Here is a 13,505-nt window from a genome sequence, read left to right as displayed (position 1 = left end):
GGACGGCTTTGGCGTCCGCGGCGGGGTCTATTCGTCGAGCGTTGCTTTGCGGTGACGGAACTCTTCTTCGTCGATTTCCCCATTCGCAAAGCGGCGCCGGAGCGCTTCCTGCGCGTCCGAGTCCGGGGGACGGGTGCCATTGTCCCGCAGCCTGAGTACCAGAAACACGATCAATGCGATCACGGCGCCCCAGAAGGCGAGCATCATGAAGCCGCCCATAAAGCCATAGCCTCCGCCCCATATGTGACCTGTCCAGGAGCCTGGACCATCAGCTCGCGCCATGCTGGCGGGCAAGCTGGCCAGCAACGTTGGAATGAGCGTTTTCAGTTTCATCTGTTTCTCCTTCGATTAGTTCGCTTTCATCCAGTGGGATGGTGACAACAGCGCGCAAACCCGCGCTGTTATGGTTGACCAGCTGGATATCGCCGCCATGGGATTGGACGATTGTCCTCGCGATTGAGAGCCCAAGCCCATAACCGCCCGTTTCCAGAGACCTCGATTGCTCGAGGCGATAGAAGGGATCGAAGACCTTTTCCAACTGGTCGACGGGAATGCCGGGCCCATTGTCATCGATGTTGAGTACGAGGTTCGAACCGTGGGTCGCCCAGCTGACTTTTGCGGCACCACCGTAGCGAACGGCGTTCTCAAGCAAGTTCCTCAGTGCCCTTCGGAACGCGTTGGGTCGAAGCCGCACGGCAACATCATCACTCGGGGCAAAGGTGCAGTGTGCCGCCATATCGCTGCACAAGCTGTCCAGAAAATTGCGCAGATCGACCACTTCGGAGCCTTCTGATCCGGTAAGGCCCCGTGCAAAGGTGAGCGTCGCTTCGACCATACTCTGCATCTCTTCGACCGATGCGATGAGGCTGTCCCGCGTCTCTTCTTCGTCAACCAGCTCCGCGCGGACACGCATAGCAGTCAACGGCGAGCGTAAATCGTGACCAAGCGCTGCGAGCATCCGTGTCCGATCACTGACAAACCGGGTCAGCCGTCGTTGCATGCGGTTGAAGGCGACGGTCAGATCCCTGACCTCGGTCGGCCCTGCGACGGTCAATTCAGGCACATCCTCGCCCCGGCCAAGATGGTCCGAGGCCTTCGACAGGTGCCGCAAAGGACGCGTCAGGCGCGTCATGACAAACCAGAAAATCGCCACCAAAAGCAGTCCGGCGGAAATTCCAAAGGTCAGCATCGAATAGAAAGGCCATTGGATTGGTGGACGCTCGAACCGCGTTCCGACATTCAGCCAACGCGCTCCCTTAATGGCGATCGACAGGTTCATTTCAACCGCTGTCAACTCTCCGCGCATCATCGCGAGATGCATTTCCGTCATTTCGTCAGAAAGATTGGGCAAGGGCCTCAATTCGCCCTCGATCTCGTGCAGTTCAACGCGAATATCGCGGCTGTAGCTATCGTCCATTAGCGCACGGATACGCCCTTCAACAAGGTCGCCATGCGAATGACTGGTGTGTTCCACACTCGGAGCGTCTGACAGATCAAACCGGATAAGTGGTGAATTTGCCGCGCGAAGGATGGAATTCTGCAGGTCCAACGGGGCCTCTTCGATCAACCGCGCCACATTCGCTGCGCGTCCAGCAGCCTCGAACCCCAAAGCAGCACGGATGGCCAGGCTGCGCTCGTCAGCGAACAGGAACAGGCTGATCGCCTGGGCCACGACAAGTGCCGCGACCACAAGCAGGATCAACTGGCCGCTCAGAGATCTCATCGCACGGCGCATCACGGCGCATCCTCGACATCGGCAGCCAGGCAGTATCCGCCGTTCCGCACAGTCTTGATGACACTCGGTCGCAATACATCCGGCTCGATTTTGCGACGGAGGCGGCTGATCTGATTGTCGATGGTGCGATCCATCGGGCCTGCCGTCCGACCAGCGGTCAGGTCAAGCAACTGGTCACGGCTGAGCACCATCCTCGCGCGTTCCAGCAGGACCGCCAGCAATTTGAACTCGGAGGTCGTCAATGGCGTTTCGGTTGCGGCCTCGTCAATCAGCACCTGCCGGTCGGTATCCAGTATCCAGTGCGCAAAACAAATCTTCCTCCCAGCCAGGGTTCCGGCCACGGGTTCGTCGCGGTTGCTTCTCCGAAGAACCGACTTGATGCGGGCGAGCAGTTCTCGTGGATTGAATGGCTTGGCGAGATAATCGTCCGCACCGATTTCCAGCCCCACGATCCGATCCGTTTCCTCACCAAGCGCCGTTAGCATGATGATCGGAAGATCACCTTCTGGCGCAAGTCTGCGGCAAACCGACAAACCGTCCTCGCCCGGCATCATGACATCGAGCACGAGCAGGTCGAAGTGACCGGTGGCCAGCTTGGCATCCATCTCCACGGCATCCCTGGCGACGGTCGTGCGCATTCCGTTCTTCTCCAGAAAGCGCGCGACGCTTTCACGTATCTGTGCGTGGTCATCCACGATAAGGATATGAGGTGGCGGTCCCATGGTGTCTTTCCTAAATCATCGTTGCATCGTGTTTCATGGGCAGAATTGTAGCCATTTGTATCAGGTCAGTCCCTTGCTACAGATGGATACAAATCTGTGCCTGCACCGTGTCGTGCTCCCGGGTAGCGTTGCTGGCATGTTATGTGACCTTTGGGATCGCAACCGATCAAAGGATGAGGTTTTCGAATATGGCTCTTGATTTGAACCGGCGCCGTTTCATTCTGGGTGCTCATATGACGGTGCTGACCGTCACGGCGTCACCGCTGCTGGCGCAGAGCCGATCTGTCTGGTCGGCAGAGAATGCCTTTGACGCGCTTCTATCGGATACGGCGCGGATCATCGATGTCAGAACGCGCGAAGAGTGGCAAGAAACCGGCGTAGGTGCTGGTGTATGGCCGATAAGCATGCACGCGTCCGGTTTTCCGGACCGATTGTTCAGGGCGAAGGAACTGAGCGGTGATCGCACCGTTGGACTGATCTGCGCCACTGGCGGACGCTCCGCATCGCTGCTTCGAGCGTTAAGACAAGCTGGTTATTCGGGCTACGCCGATATCTCGGAAGGGATGTTGGGATCAGGCGAAGGGCCTGGCTGGATCGCATCGAACTTGCCGACCGTTCCGGTGGATGTCGCCCTGAACGGGTTGCCCCCCGCGTTGGCCTGACCTGTGAAGAATCAATCGGTCCAGTTGTGCTAAAAAGCCTGATGTATGGTCAGATTGACCTGTTTGAATAGGAAGACGGGTTTGGGGGTATGACCGAGTTGATGGCCATGTTTGTCGGAATATGCGCGGCGATCCTGATGGGAATTGTCCATCATTATGCGTTGTCGGGCATTCTGAAGTTTTCCCCGCAGCGGTCGGATGGCTCCGGCTTTCGGATCATCCTGACGTTTTCCGCGTTGCTGTTGCTGCACGTATTGGAACTTGTGACGCTCGCCGTGTTCAACACGATGGTGGTGGCAAGCGTTCTGCCGCAATCGTTCAGCAACAGCCCGCCGATGTTTCAGGATGTTCTCTATGTTACGGGCATCTCGTTCTCGACCCTTGGCTATTCGTCCATAGAGGTGGTCGGGCCCTTTCGACTGTTGCTGATGCTGCAATCGCTTTTGGGCTTCATGTTGCTGACCTGGTCAGCGACGTTTCTTTACTCAGCCTGCCAGCAAGTCTGGCAGAAGGCGAAAGATGACTGAAAATCGCCACGCGCGTCGGACATGAACCGGGCGTCAGCGTCAAATGCGTCCTGATATCGGTCCTTTGACCTCCCCGTGGAACGGTTGAGTGAGCGCCGCGTTGCGCGCGTGGATGAATAACCCTTGACCTTCCAGTTGCTGGAATCCCTAGGTACCAAGCCATGGCACAGATTTTCAAAAAGACAGGCGATCACTTATCGCACCATCGACACGGGGATATCTTGAAATTTCCCGTATGGGTTGGCGTGTTGATTGTCTTGCTCTCAATGCCGGCTCACTTGTTTTTGGATGAAAAGAGCTCGATAGCTCTTGCTTCGATCACGCTTGCTTTGATTGGCGGTGCCTATATCGGCTTTGGCGCCGCGGACGGCAGAGCGCGCGTGTTCTGGGCAGAGCTCGCCGTGGCCCTTTTGTTCGGCTCGGCAGCCTTCCTGGGGCTGATATGGCATTGGGCCTTCCTCCCCTTGGGCTTGGCCCTGCACGCCCTTTGGGACATGTCACACCACAATTCTTATCGTCTCGCCCGGATTCCGAACTGGTATATTCCATTCTGCGTGGCCTTTGACCTTTTGGCTGCGACGTTCTTCGTTCTGCTCTATGCCGTGTTTTGATCCATGATGATGCGCGTTCTTCTTATTGCGGTGTTCCTGATGGGAGTCGTCGCATTGGCCTTCCCGGACGTCCTTGGCGTTGACATTCGCCTGCCGGATCGCGCGGAAATTGACCGCTGGATCGAGGCGGCAGGTCTTGCCGGACCAATTGTCATCGTGGCGCTTATGACAATCGCTATCGTGGCAAGCCCCCTGCCCTCGGCGCCGATCGCACTCGCCGCCGGAGCGGCTTATGGACACACGTACGGGACGCTCTTCGTCGTTCTAGGTGCGGAACTCGGTGCGCTTGCCGCCTTTGGTCTGGCCCGCGGCCTGGGTCGTCCCTTCGTTGAGCGTCATCTCGGTCAGAAGATTAACGCAGGCCTGTTCGGGTCCCAGAACACTCTGACCTTCCTGGTCTTCGGCAGTCGCCTGCTGCCGTTTCTGTCCTTCGATATGATCAGTTACGCCGCAGGTCTGAGCAAGCTGCATCTTTGGAGGTTCGCGCTGGCCACGATGGCCGGGATTATTCCCGCAAGTTTTTTGCTCGCTCACATGGGCAGCCAGGCGATGAACGGAGATGCCCGCACCGCCACATGGACCGCGCTTGCGCTCGGTGGCTTTACGGGCCTGTCGGTTCTCTTTGCCGCGACGCGAAAGACCGGTACGCAACGGGAGGAGAGCTGATATGGCCAATCATTCTCACGCTGGACACATGCCGAGTTCCGGCAAGGCCCTTGTGATTTCTGCCTGGCTCACCGGCGTCTATTTCATGATTGAACTCGCCGTCGGGCTCTGGACCGGCTCGATCGCCGTCCTGTCGGATGCGTTTCACACCCTGTCGGCGGTTGGCGGTGTTCTCGTGGCCATCATCGCGAAGCGGATTGCGCGCCGTCCAGCGGATTCGGCGCGCAGTTTCGGATGGTACCGCGCCGAGATCATCGGCGCGCTGGTGAATGGCAGCTTTCTTCTCGGCATGGCGCTTCTGGTGATCTGGATGGGCGCGATTCGGCTCGGAAATCCGATCCACCTGGCCACGGGCCCAATGCTTTGGGTCGCCTTCGGTGGCCTGGTCACAGAGGTCATCTCGCTGGGGCTGATGTGGCAATCGAGCAAAGACGATCTGAATGCCCGCGGCGCGCTCTGGCACATCATCCAGACCTTTGTCGGCAGCCTCCTGATCATCGTGACCGCTCTCGTGATCGAGTTCACCGGCTTTCTCGCGATCGACCCGATCCTCGGCATGGCGTTCGGGGTGGTTCTCCTCTGGGCCTCCGTCGGCGTAATCAAAGAAGCGGTCCACATTCTCATGGAAGGCACGCCCGAGGGAACGGATCTCGACGCTGTGATGGCGGATCTGAACCACCAGGACGGGGTTGTGGATGTTCACCACGTGCATGCTTGGACGCTGACCAGCGGCAAACACGCGTTTTCCGCCCATATCCGCCATAGGGCACCCGCCGAGGCCGCGCACTTGCTGAACAGGGCCTATCGACGGCTGACGGAGCAGCATGGGTTTCACATGGTCACGCTGCAGCTCGAAACCGAGTGTCTCGACGAGCGCCACGCGCTGGATGTTGATATAGTCCAGATAGCGGCTGCAAAGGCTGCGCAAGAAAAGACTGATGTGCGAGATGCGCATCCGCACCCAAGCCCTAACACAGAAGGGCCATAGACTGTGATGGACACGATACTTGCCGCAGAGCCGGAGATTCGTCTGACGGCGTTTTTGAGTGTGCTGGCCGCCATGGCGCTTTGGGAACTCGCCGCCCCGCGTCGGCGGCGTGACATTCCGCGTGTCATCCGTTGGTCGAACAATCTGGCTCTTGTCGTGATCGATACGGCGATCCTGCGGTTGTCTTTCCCAATCCTGGCCGTTGGTCTGGCGGTCATGGGCGAGGAGCGGGGTTGGGGTTTATTCAACACTATCGGCGCGCCGTATTGGTTGGCCGTTGTCCTGTCCATGCTGCTTCTCGATCTGGCCATCTATTTGCAACACGTCATGTTCCATGCCGTCCCTACGTTGTGGCGTCTGCACCGGATGCACCACGCGGACCTCGAGTTCGACGCCACAACGGGATTGCGCTTTCACCCGATTGAGATCCTTATCTCGATGGCGATCAAGCTAAGCTTGGTCGCAGCGCTTGGTCCGCCCGCCGTCGCGGTTTTGTTGTTCGAGATCATCCTCAACGCCACGGCACTCTTCAACCATGCCAACATCAACCTGCCGAGACCAGTCGACCGGTGGCTCAGATGGATCGTCGTCACACCCGACATGCACCGCGTGCATCATTCTGTCGATCCGCGCGAAACCAACTCAAACTACGGCTTCAACCTGCCGTGGTGGGACCGCCTCATGGGTACTTACGTTGCCCAGCCCGCGAAGGGCCACGAGGGAATGACGATCGGCATCGAGCAGTTTCGCACGACGCGCGACCTCTGGGTCGACAAGATGTTGATCCAGCCCCTTCGCGGGCCGGCAAGCGGGCACGCCCTGGATGCACCCGCCCTCTCGCCGACAGAGCAGGAACAGCCTCTGGACTCTCAAACACACAGTTCTACGGTCTCGGATACTTCAAAAAGGAACACATGATGAAAAGACGCACATTTTTGCTGGCCGGAGCGGCTGCCACACTCCCCCTGCGAGCACTGGCCAACACAGAACCGGTCATTAAAGTCCTGAAAACCCCCACCTGCGGGTGCTGTACCGCCTGGGTCGATCATGTCCGGCAAGCGGGCTTCACGGTCGAGGCGCAGGATGTCGATCAGGATGCGCTTTATGCGTTCAAAGACCGGCTACAAATCGCTCCGGAACTTGCTGGATGTCACACGGCGATCATAAGTGACTATTTTATCGAGGGCCACGTGCCTGCCGCGGACATCACGCGGCTGCTGGCAGAACAACCGGTGGCGCGCGGGTTGACGGTTCCCGGCATGCCGATGAGTTCGCCCGGCATGGGCGGTCCCGGGGCTGGTGACACTTTTGATACCTTGCTTGTCGGCTCCGACGGGGTGACCTCGGTCTTCGCGAGCCACAGCTGATCGGGTCATGGGCGCAGGTGATAAATCCCGCGGGCGGGGTTTTTGACCCGCCCGTCCTGCACAAGCTTTCGCAAGGCCCTGTAGGTCGCCTCATGGCTCAGCTGTAATCGGGCGGCGAACTCGATCACGGAGCCGTCGAGCAGGCCCGCGACCAACCCCGCCAACACCCGGTCTTCTGCACGCCGGATACCCACGATCTCAAGCATCTGTCTTTGTGCCTGTATCTGCTGAGCCGCCTGGCGACCAAAAGCGCGCGCAAACTCAGGGTCGGCGAAGGCGTCCAAAACGGCATCCTTTTCGATCCGGATCAGCGTCCCTGCCTGAACGAAAACAGCATCGCAATGATAGACCTCTGAAAACACGGAAGCTTCGGCAAAGCTTGTTCCGGCTTGGGCACGGTGAATGATGAACCGCTCGCCATCTGGGCCGACCCGCTCGAGATACACGCGCCCGGTTTGCACGACATAGAGACCGTGGGTGGGACCGCCTTGGTGAAACATGATGTCGCCAACCGCGCCGGAAAAAGGGCGCAGGGCTGAACTCGGGATAAGATCATAGGGGGCTGGCAACATATGATTGCAATCATATTGCGATACGCCCGCCCCTGCTAGCGTAAACATGACAGCATCCCATTGAAGGACCCGTCCATGCGTCTCATTTCCCTCCTCCTTGCCATACTGATGGCCGCACCCGTGGCCGCTCAGCACGCCCATTCCGCGACTGGCCATGACATGGGTGGACCGCAGGAAACCGGGCAATCGGCCTTTGCCGCCCTGGCGGAGATCGTTGCGATCCTGCAGGCCGATCCCGAGACAGATTGGGAGCGGGTCGATATCGACGGATTGCGCCGCCATCTGGTCGATATGGATCTTCTGACCCAAGAGGCCGTGGTCACCCGCACCCTGCGGCCGGAAGGGGCCCGGTTCGAGATTCGGGGCACCCCCCGTGTTCTCGAAGCCATCCGCGCCATGGTGCCCGCCCATGCGCCCTTTCTTGCGGCTGAAACCGGCTGGGACGTTGTCACGGAGGAACTCGAAGATGGCGTGGCGCTCAGTGTCGATGGCGATGCCGCTCAGATTCAGGGACTTGGTTTCTTTGGCCTGATGACCATCGGGGCGCATCACCAGGAGCACCACCTCATGATGGCAAAAGGCGCAGCCCCGCACCATTGACGCGCCGACACGGCTTGTTTGTTGATCCGTAGAGAGGTGCACTGACAAAACGTTACATCTCGCGTGTTGACCTTCCCGCGCGGGAGACATGGACACATGTCCCGTGATGGAAGCGTCAGAGGATACCGCGCGCAGGGATTTCCTGTATTACGCAACGGCCGGGGCGGGGGTCGTGGCCGCAGGGGCCGCGCTCTGGCCACTGGTGAACCAGATGAACCCTTCCGCCGATGTCCGCGCCTTGGCACAGATCACTGTCGACATTTCCGATCTCGCGCCTGGAACGCAATTGACCGTCAACTGGCGCGGAAAACCTGTCTTTATCCGTCATCGCACAGAGGCAGAAATGGCTCAGGCTCGGGCAGAGGCGGTCTCTGACCAGCCTGACGGCAAGGCGCGCAACCCCAATCTGCCCGCCGATGCGCTGGCGTCGCGTAGCCCTTAATTGGGCTCTGCCTCACTTTGTGTGGCGCAACTATCCTGAAACAGGAAAATTCAGGAGGGATGGTTGTGAGCTCGAAGAAGCATTGGTCGCCCGGGGCCGAAGTTTCGGTTCAATGCGTTGAGCGAAGTGATTTCGGCGGGTGGATCGTATCGGGCAGTCTGACACCAAGCGGCATCTGCCCAGACTGTGGATTGCATTCACGCCGACGTCACGGCTGGCGGCGTCGGCGGTTGCAGGATTATCCCGCCCATGGAGAGGAGGTAACGGTTGATCTCGCGATTTGCCGTTGGCGATGTTTGGCACCCGCTTGCCCACGCCGGACTTTCGCAGACCAACTCACCTCGATTGCGCATCCGTTTGCACGTAGCACTTCGCGTGTCGGGGAGATTGTCAGTCATCTTGGGCATGCAACCGGCGGACGGCCTGCCGAACGGCTCTTGCACCGTTTGGGCCTTGGGGTCAGCGATTACACGGTGCTCAGGCAGTTGAAAAAGCGTGCTCAGGGCACCGCCAAGCCGCCGACGGTCATCGGGATTGACGACTGGAGCTGGCGGAAGTCGCAAACCTACGGCACGATCATTGTGGATCTGGAGCGTCGCGTGGTGATCGACATTCTTGAGGATCGAGATGTCGTCACCTGCACCAACTGGCTCAAGCGACACCCCGAGGTGAAAGTGATTAGCAGAGATCGGTGTGGTCTCTACGCCTAGACTGCACGGCAAGGGGCACCGCAGGCGAAGCAGGTCGCTGATCGGTTCCATATCGTGCAAAACCTGCGGCAGGCCATTGAGGAGCAAATGAACCTCCACGGCCCTGAGACCGGCAGAGCGCTGCTGGCCGACGCCGACAATATCACCGCAGCCGGCAGCCTTCTGAAGTCACGCCTTGCGCACAGGACATCTCGGGAAGAGATTTTCACCACCATCCATGCGCTCCGAAATCAGGGGCTTAACTGTAGCGAGATCGGGCGACGAACAGGGTTCCCGCGCCGCAGCATCGCGAAATGGCTGCAGTTCGAGACGCCACCGGACCGCAAACAGGCCGCTTTGAAACCGACTTCGCCGTGGTACTTTGAAGAATTCCTGAGCCAAAGCTGGAAGGACGGCATTCGAACAGGCAGCGCCCTGTACCGTATGATCCAAGAGCGTGGTTACGAGGGGAGTCAGTCGCATTAAAAGCGGCTGGGGGCGGGCGGGCGCAGAGCCGAAAAGCAAACGAAGGGCCCCGCCGTGGAGCACCAGATCCTGGAGCCGGTCCGGGGCCCGGAAACGGGGCATGCGATCTCTCCGGTCATTGCGGCCGCGCTGTGCATCAAACCCAGCGGAAAGCTCACCTCGGATCAGGCGCGGAAAGTCGACACGCTCAAAGCCGGTTCTCCCGCCTTCACAACGATGCGCAGCCTCGCCATGCGTTTCAACGGTATCATGCGTGGCCGCCAAGCGGGTCCGCTCCCTGCATGGATCGACGACGCCATCGAAACCGGCCTGACGCCCATTGTGCGCTTCGCCCGCACCTTGAACCGGGACTTCAATGTGGTCAAAAAGGCGATCGAGATGCCCTGTAACAACGGCCAGGCGGAAGGTCAGATCAACCGCCTGAAAACCCTCAAGCGCGCCATGTACGGCCGAGCCGGTCCAGAATTGTTGCGGGCGAGAATGCTACCGTTCCGCCACACAGATTGAGGCAGAGCCCAATTAAAGGCTACGCGACACAACCGTTTGATGACTGGCGCCCGATCTTGCGTGTGTCCCCGGTCCCGTGCACCCGGTAATACAGCCACGACAAATAAAGCACGTGGGTTCCAAGCGGGTTGTCAGGACCCGGCGGCCAATAGTCAGGCCATTCGGGGTTGCGCTCTTTCATTGATGGAGTGGGCCGCCAACTGGGCCTCTCCACCTTCCTTATAACCTCTGTATATCCTCGGCGGGTCAGCTCTTCCGAGGCGGGGACACTTGAAGGGTAGAGTTTGTAAACACTTTCGTCTTCCGACCAGTACTGGACTGCACGCGAGTCAATGTCGCACATAATTGCACCGTGCTGAAGGTTATCGAAGTGGTCTTGCCAGGGATCCGCACTGAAGGACAGAAATATTTCTGCGTACCGCCGAGGGCTCCTGCTCCTGAGCACGGAGAAGGGAAGGTGTTCCCAGAAGTCCGATCATAGTTGTCGAGACGAACTGGCACCGTGTTTTCTTTGAATCAGTAATATACTTTGCCTCGCCCTTTTGTTGATGAACGGATACGACCTCTAGCTGCTAGAGCTTCAACCGAAAATTGATGACGTTCTCGTGAGGCGGCGAGACTAGAGATATCTACGTGTTTCAGCGCAATAGTTGCGATACTTGGTGCCGTATTGTTCGCACAGCCATGGCTCTTCTGCGAGCGGGGCAAGGGCCAGCGCGGCAACTCCAACGATGACGACAGGCCAAACCCAAGGTGAGGCGAAGAGAAGACCCAAACCTATTAGGATGGCCATGTCGGCAAGATACTGCGGATTCCGAGAGAAACGGTAGAGACCCGAAGTGATCAGCTCGTCTCTCACCCCACTGGTGGCTTTCAGTCCAATGATGAATGCCCCCCACCAGGCGATCAGATTTCCGATTGCGATCAAGAACGGCCCGACTGCCCAACGGAGCGCGTTGGGCATAGAAGCGGATTTCCAATCCACGATGCCCAAACCGATCACCGCCCCAAACACGGCCAATGTGAGGCCCCATGCAATGATTGGTATGACTGAATGCTCTCTGTTTGGAGGCCAGATGCGCTTGGACGGGCGGACGATCGACCAAAGGAGCGCACCAATCAAAACCAGACCGGACAGCAGGCCTACGACCACTAGTATGCCTTGGGCAATCGTCATGAGCGGTGTCCGAACACCTGCGCCTCCTGATGCGCATTGTCGGTCGCTTCGAATTCAAGCGTGGAATGCTCGATTGAGAAACGTTCATGCAGCACCGATTTGACGTTTTCTTTAATTTTGTCGGCCTCACCCATCCGGTCGCGTTCGACAACAATATGGCAGTCCAATGCCGCAGCGTTCTCCTGCATTTGCCACAGGTGGACATGATGCACGTCCACAACGCCATCGACAATCTGGATCGCTCTGACCACGTCATTTCCATCAATATCTGGTGGGCTCCCAAGCATCAGGGTTCGAATTGGGGCCCCTATTTCGGTGAAGGACAGATACAGGATGTAGAGCGCGATGCCGATGGTGATGGCCGGATCCACCCAACGCATATCATAAAGTATAATGAGCGTCCCGCCGACTATGACGGCCACTGAAGCCAACGCGTCCGAAAGGTTGTGGAGAAACAGCGCGCGGATGTTCACGCTCCCCTTCTGCATCGAATAGGTCAGCATTGCGGTCAGCGTGTCGACCACAAGCGCAATTCCACCGAGAATGACGACGGTCCACCCCATGACTTCGGGTGGATCAATCATGCGCATGCCACCTTCGTAGATCAGGTAGAAGCCGATCACGATCAGGGTGGTGTAGTTGATCAGGGCAGCGACGATTTCGACCCGGCCATAGCCGAAAGTCATGCGCTCATCGGCCGGGCGGCGCGCGATCTTGCGCGCGGCGAAGGCAATGACAAGCGAGGCCATATCGGAAAAGTTGTGCAGCGCATCGGCGATAAGTGCTAGACTGCCCGACAATATGCCCCCGACGATTTGCGCAACAGTAAGTAGCCCATTCGCCCAGATCGCGATCGCAACCCGTCGATCCCCAGAATTCGGATCGATATTCGCGTGCCCGTGATCATGCGGCATTGGCAGGCTCCTCATGCGCGTGTGTCGCGCGTCGGTCAGTCTTCAGGCGGCCGCTGCGGAAACCACGTACGCGCGCATTCATCCAGTGGCGTATTATATGACGGTAAAGGGCACCACGCAGCCTTCCAAAGGATTGCTCATGGGACAAATAGAAGGCGTCGGGCGTATCGTACACGCCGAAATCTTGCACGATGCCGGTTTTCTGAATGTAGGTATCTTCTCCGTTCCAGGCGACGGGAGGCGCGCCAAGGCAATCCGTGCCCGCGCCATAACCGCAGAGACTGTCCGTGTCCGAGAACGATCTTTGCAGGACTTCGAAGAAAGCGTCATCCAGGATGAAGCCTTCAAGGTTGATCCAGGCCCCTTGAAATTCGATCTCTACCCACGAGTGGAGAATTTCCTCTGGAGCAAGCGGATACACCAACTCTGGGACAACACCGCGCTGCAAGCCTTTGTGGATCGTAAACCCATGCAACCGGCAACGAACGCCAACACCACGCAGCAGCGCCATTAAGAGCGTGCCTTTCGTATTGCACTGCCCGTAGCCGTCGGAAAGTACCTCGGATGCGGGGATGTCGTCAGCTCGATTGTATCCGAACGCAATTTCATTTCGAACGAAATCATAGGCAGCTCCGATCCGATCGTATTCGGATAAGTCGCGCCAGCTGCGGCTCTCTATTAGATGCGCAAGAGGCGCGGCATCAAAATCCAGTAGTTTGGTGGGTGCAAGTAGGGGGTTGGTTATCTGCAACGGAGTCGCTCCTCGAATCGTCTTGGAACAGACTAGTCTCTATAGTTACTGTAGCTTCAACCCCTTCTTTTAGAAACGATCTCTCGCAA

General features: G+C 58.4%; 18 protein-coding genes and 3 pseudogenes. 13 read left to right on the top strand and 8 right to left on the bottom strand.

Going from position 1 to position 13,505, the window contains the following annotated elements:
• Positions 1 to 27: 27 nt before the first annotated feature.
• From ETW24_RS25055 to ETW24_RS23355, 3 genes are read right to left on the bottom strand one after another with little or no spacing between them, the layout of a single operon-like run.
• On the bottom strand, positions 28 to 333 hold the full coding sequence (locus ETW24_RS25055; protein ID WP_233486461.1) for an SHOCT domain-containing protein: 306 nt from the start codon (positions 331 to 333) through the stop codon (positions 28 to 30).
• Entirely contained in the window at positions 269 to 1,735 is a 1,467-nt protein-coding gene (locus tag ETW24_RS23360) for an ATP-binding protein (RefSeq protein ID WP_024099404.1), read from the bottom strand. The genes ETW24_RS25055 and ETW24_RS23360 overlap by 65 nt, the downstream gene beginning before the upstream one ends.
• The gene (locus ETW24_RS23355) at positions 1,735 to 2,457 is read right to left on the bottom strand and encodes a response regulator (RefSeq protein ID WP_058123704.1); all 723 of its coding nucleotides are present in this window, start codon (positions 2,455 to 2,457) and stop codon (positions 1,735 to 1,737) included. Before ETW24_RS23355 ends, ETW24_RS23360 begins: the two co-directional genes overlap by 1 nt.
• Before the next feature lie 188 nt (positions 2,458 to 2,645).
• Here ETW24_RS23355 and ETW24_RS23350 point away from each other — a divergent pair, with 188 nt between their 5' ends.
• The 7 genes from ETW24_RS23350 to ETW24_RS23320 all read left to right on the top strand — a co-directional run bounded on the left by ETW24_RS23350 (position 2,646) and on the right by ETW24_RS23320 (position 7,278).
• On the top strand, positions 2,646 to 3,119 hold the full coding sequence (locus ETW24_RS23350; protein WP_024099405.1) for a rhodanese-like domain-containing protein: 474 nt from the start codon (positions 2,646 to 2,648) through the stop codon (positions 3,117 to 3,119).
• An 89-nt stretch (positions 3,120 to 3,208) separates the two neighbouring features.
• Positions 3,209 to 3,646 carry an ion channel gene (locus ETW24_RS23345; protein ID WP_040104431.1) on the top strand — a complete coding sequence of 146 codons (438 nt, stop codon included), beginning with the start codon at positions 3,209 to 3,211 and terminating at the stop codon, positions 3,644 to 3,646.
• Positions 3,647 to 3,807: 161 nt separating this feature from the next.
• A complete protein-coding gene (locus ETW24_RS23340; protein WP_024099407.1) occupies positions 3,808 to 4,257 on the top strand; it encodes a DUF6010 family protein in 450 nt (149 codons plus the stop codon).
• A gap of 3 nt (positions 4,258 to 4,260) precedes the next feature.
• Positions 4,261 to 4,923: a TVP38/TMEM64 family protein gene (locus ETW24_RS23335; protein ID WP_038008367.1), complete on the top strand. Its 663-nt coding sequence runs from the start codon at positions 4,261 to 4,263 to the stop codon at positions 4,921 to 4,923.
• A 1-nt stretch (position 4,924) separates the two neighbouring features.
• Positions 4,925 to 5,911, top strand: a complete 987-nt coding sequence (locus tag ETW24_RS23330) for a cation diffusion facilitator family transporter (protein WP_038008366.1) — start codon at positions 4,925 to 4,927, stop codon at positions 5,909 to 5,911.
• A 6-nt stretch (positions 5,912 to 5,917) separates the two neighbouring features.
• Positions 5,918 to 6,829 carry a sterol desaturase family protein gene (locus ETW24_RS23325; RefSeq protein ID WP_009807996.1) on the top strand — a complete coding sequence of 304 codons (912 nt, stop codon included), beginning with the start codon at positions 5,918 to 5,920 and terminating at the stop codon, positions 6,827 to 6,829.
• Positions 6,826 to 7,278 (top strand): DUF411 domain-containing protein, encoded by a 453-nt coding sequence (locus ETW24_RS23320; protein WP_009807995.1) that lies wholly within the window; start codon positions 6,826 to 6,828, stop codon positions 7,276 to 7,278. The genes ETW24_RS23325 and ETW24_RS23320 overlap by 4 nt, the downstream gene beginning before the upstream one ends.
• 5 nt (positions 7,279 to 7,283) lie before the next feature.
• On the opposite strand, the gene ETW24_RS23315 is transcribed toward ETW24_RS23320, so the two are convergent.
• Complete coding sequence (locus tag ETW24_RS23315; protein WP_052068523.1) at positions 7,284 to 7,898, bottom strand: Crp/Fnr family transcriptional regulator; 615 nt, start codon at positions 7,896 to 7,898, stop codon at positions 7,284 to 7,286.
• A 27-nt stretch (positions 7,899 to 7,925) separates the two neighbouring features.
• Here ETW24_RS23315 and ETW24_RS23310 point away from each other — a divergent pair, with 27 nt between their 5' ends.
• The 6 genes and pseudogenes from ETW24_RS23310 (at position 7,926) to ETW24_RS25440 (ending at position 10,574) form a co-directional block, all read left to right on the top strand.
• Positions 7,926 to 8,450, top strand: coding sequence for a hypothetical protein (locus tag ETW24_RS23310; protein WP_038008363.1), 525 nt, complete (start codon positions 7,926 to 7,928; stop codon positions 8,448 to 8,450).
• A 106-nt stretch (positions 8,451 to 8,556) separates the two neighbouring features.
• Positions 8,557 to 8,880: pseudogene (gene petA, locus ETW24_RS23305) on the top strand (ubiquinol-cytochrome c reductase iron-sulfur subunit); the annotation flags it as partial.
• Between the two features lie 71 nt (positions 8,881 to 8,951).
• A pseudogene (locus ETW24_RS25455) lies at positions 8,952 to 9,131 on the top strand (hypothetical protein); the annotation flags it as partial.
• A gap of 246 nt (positions 9,132 to 9,377) precedes the next feature.
• Positions 9,378 to 9,602 carry a transposase gene (locus ETW24_RS25450; RefSeq protein ID WP_420875175.1) on the top strand — a complete coding sequence of 75 codons (225 nt, stop codon included), beginning with the start codon at positions 9,378 to 9,380 and terminating at the stop codon, positions 9,600 to 9,602.
• Between the two features lie 87 nt (positions 9,603 to 9,689).
• Positions 9,690 to 10,067 carry an ISL3 family transposase gene (locus ETW24_RS25445; protein WP_072936742.1) on the top strand — a complete coding sequence of 126 codons (378 nt, stop codon included), beginning with the start codon at positions 9,690 to 9,692 and terminating at the stop codon, positions 10,065 to 10,067.
• Positions 10,068 to 10,121: 54 nt separating this feature from the next.
• A complete protein-coding gene (locus tag ETW24_RS25440; RefSeq protein ID WP_009807989.1) occupies positions 10,122 to 10,574 on the top strand; it encodes an ISL3 family transposase in 453 nt (150 codons plus the stop codon).
• 25 nt (positions 10,575 to 10,599) lie between these two features.
• Here the strand turns inward: ETW24_RS25440 and ETW24_RS23295 are convergent.
• The 4 genes and pseudogenes from ETW24_RS23295 to ETW24_RS23280 form a co-directional block, all read right to left on the bottom strand.
• Positions 10,600 to 11,053: pseudogene (locus tag ETW24_RS23295) on the bottom strand (L,D-transpeptidase); the annotation flags it as partial.
• Positions 11,054 to 11,193: 140 nt separating this feature from the next.
• Entirely contained in the window at positions 11,194 to 11,751 is a 558-nt protein-coding gene (locus ETW24_RS23290; protein WP_009807988.1) for a methyltransferase family protein, read from the bottom strand.
• A complete protein-coding gene (locus ETW24_RS23285; protein WP_009807987.1) occupies positions 11,748 to 12,665 on the bottom strand; it encodes a cation diffusion facilitator family transporter in 918 nt (305 codons plus the stop codon). Before ETW24_RS23285 ends, ETW24_RS23290 begins: the two co-directional genes overlap by 4 nt.
• On the bottom strand, positions 12,655 to 13,410 hold the full coding sequence (locus ETW24_RS23280; protein ID WP_092465208.1) for a transglutaminase-like domain-containing protein: 756 nt from the start codon (positions 13,408 to 13,410) through the stop codon (positions 12,655 to 12,657). Before ETW24_RS23280 ends, ETW24_RS23285 begins: the two co-directional genes overlap by 11 nt.
• Positions 13,411 to 13,505: the final 95 nt, after the last annotated feature.

It is taken from the genome of Leisingera sp. NJS204 (assembly GCF_004123675.1).
Lineage (GTDB): Bacteria > Pseudomonadota > Alphaproteobacteria > Rhodobacterales > Rhodobacteraceae > Leisingera.
The sequence above is the reverse complement of the archived record's forward strand: the minus strand, read 5'-3'. Positions and strand labels throughout refer to the sequence as shown.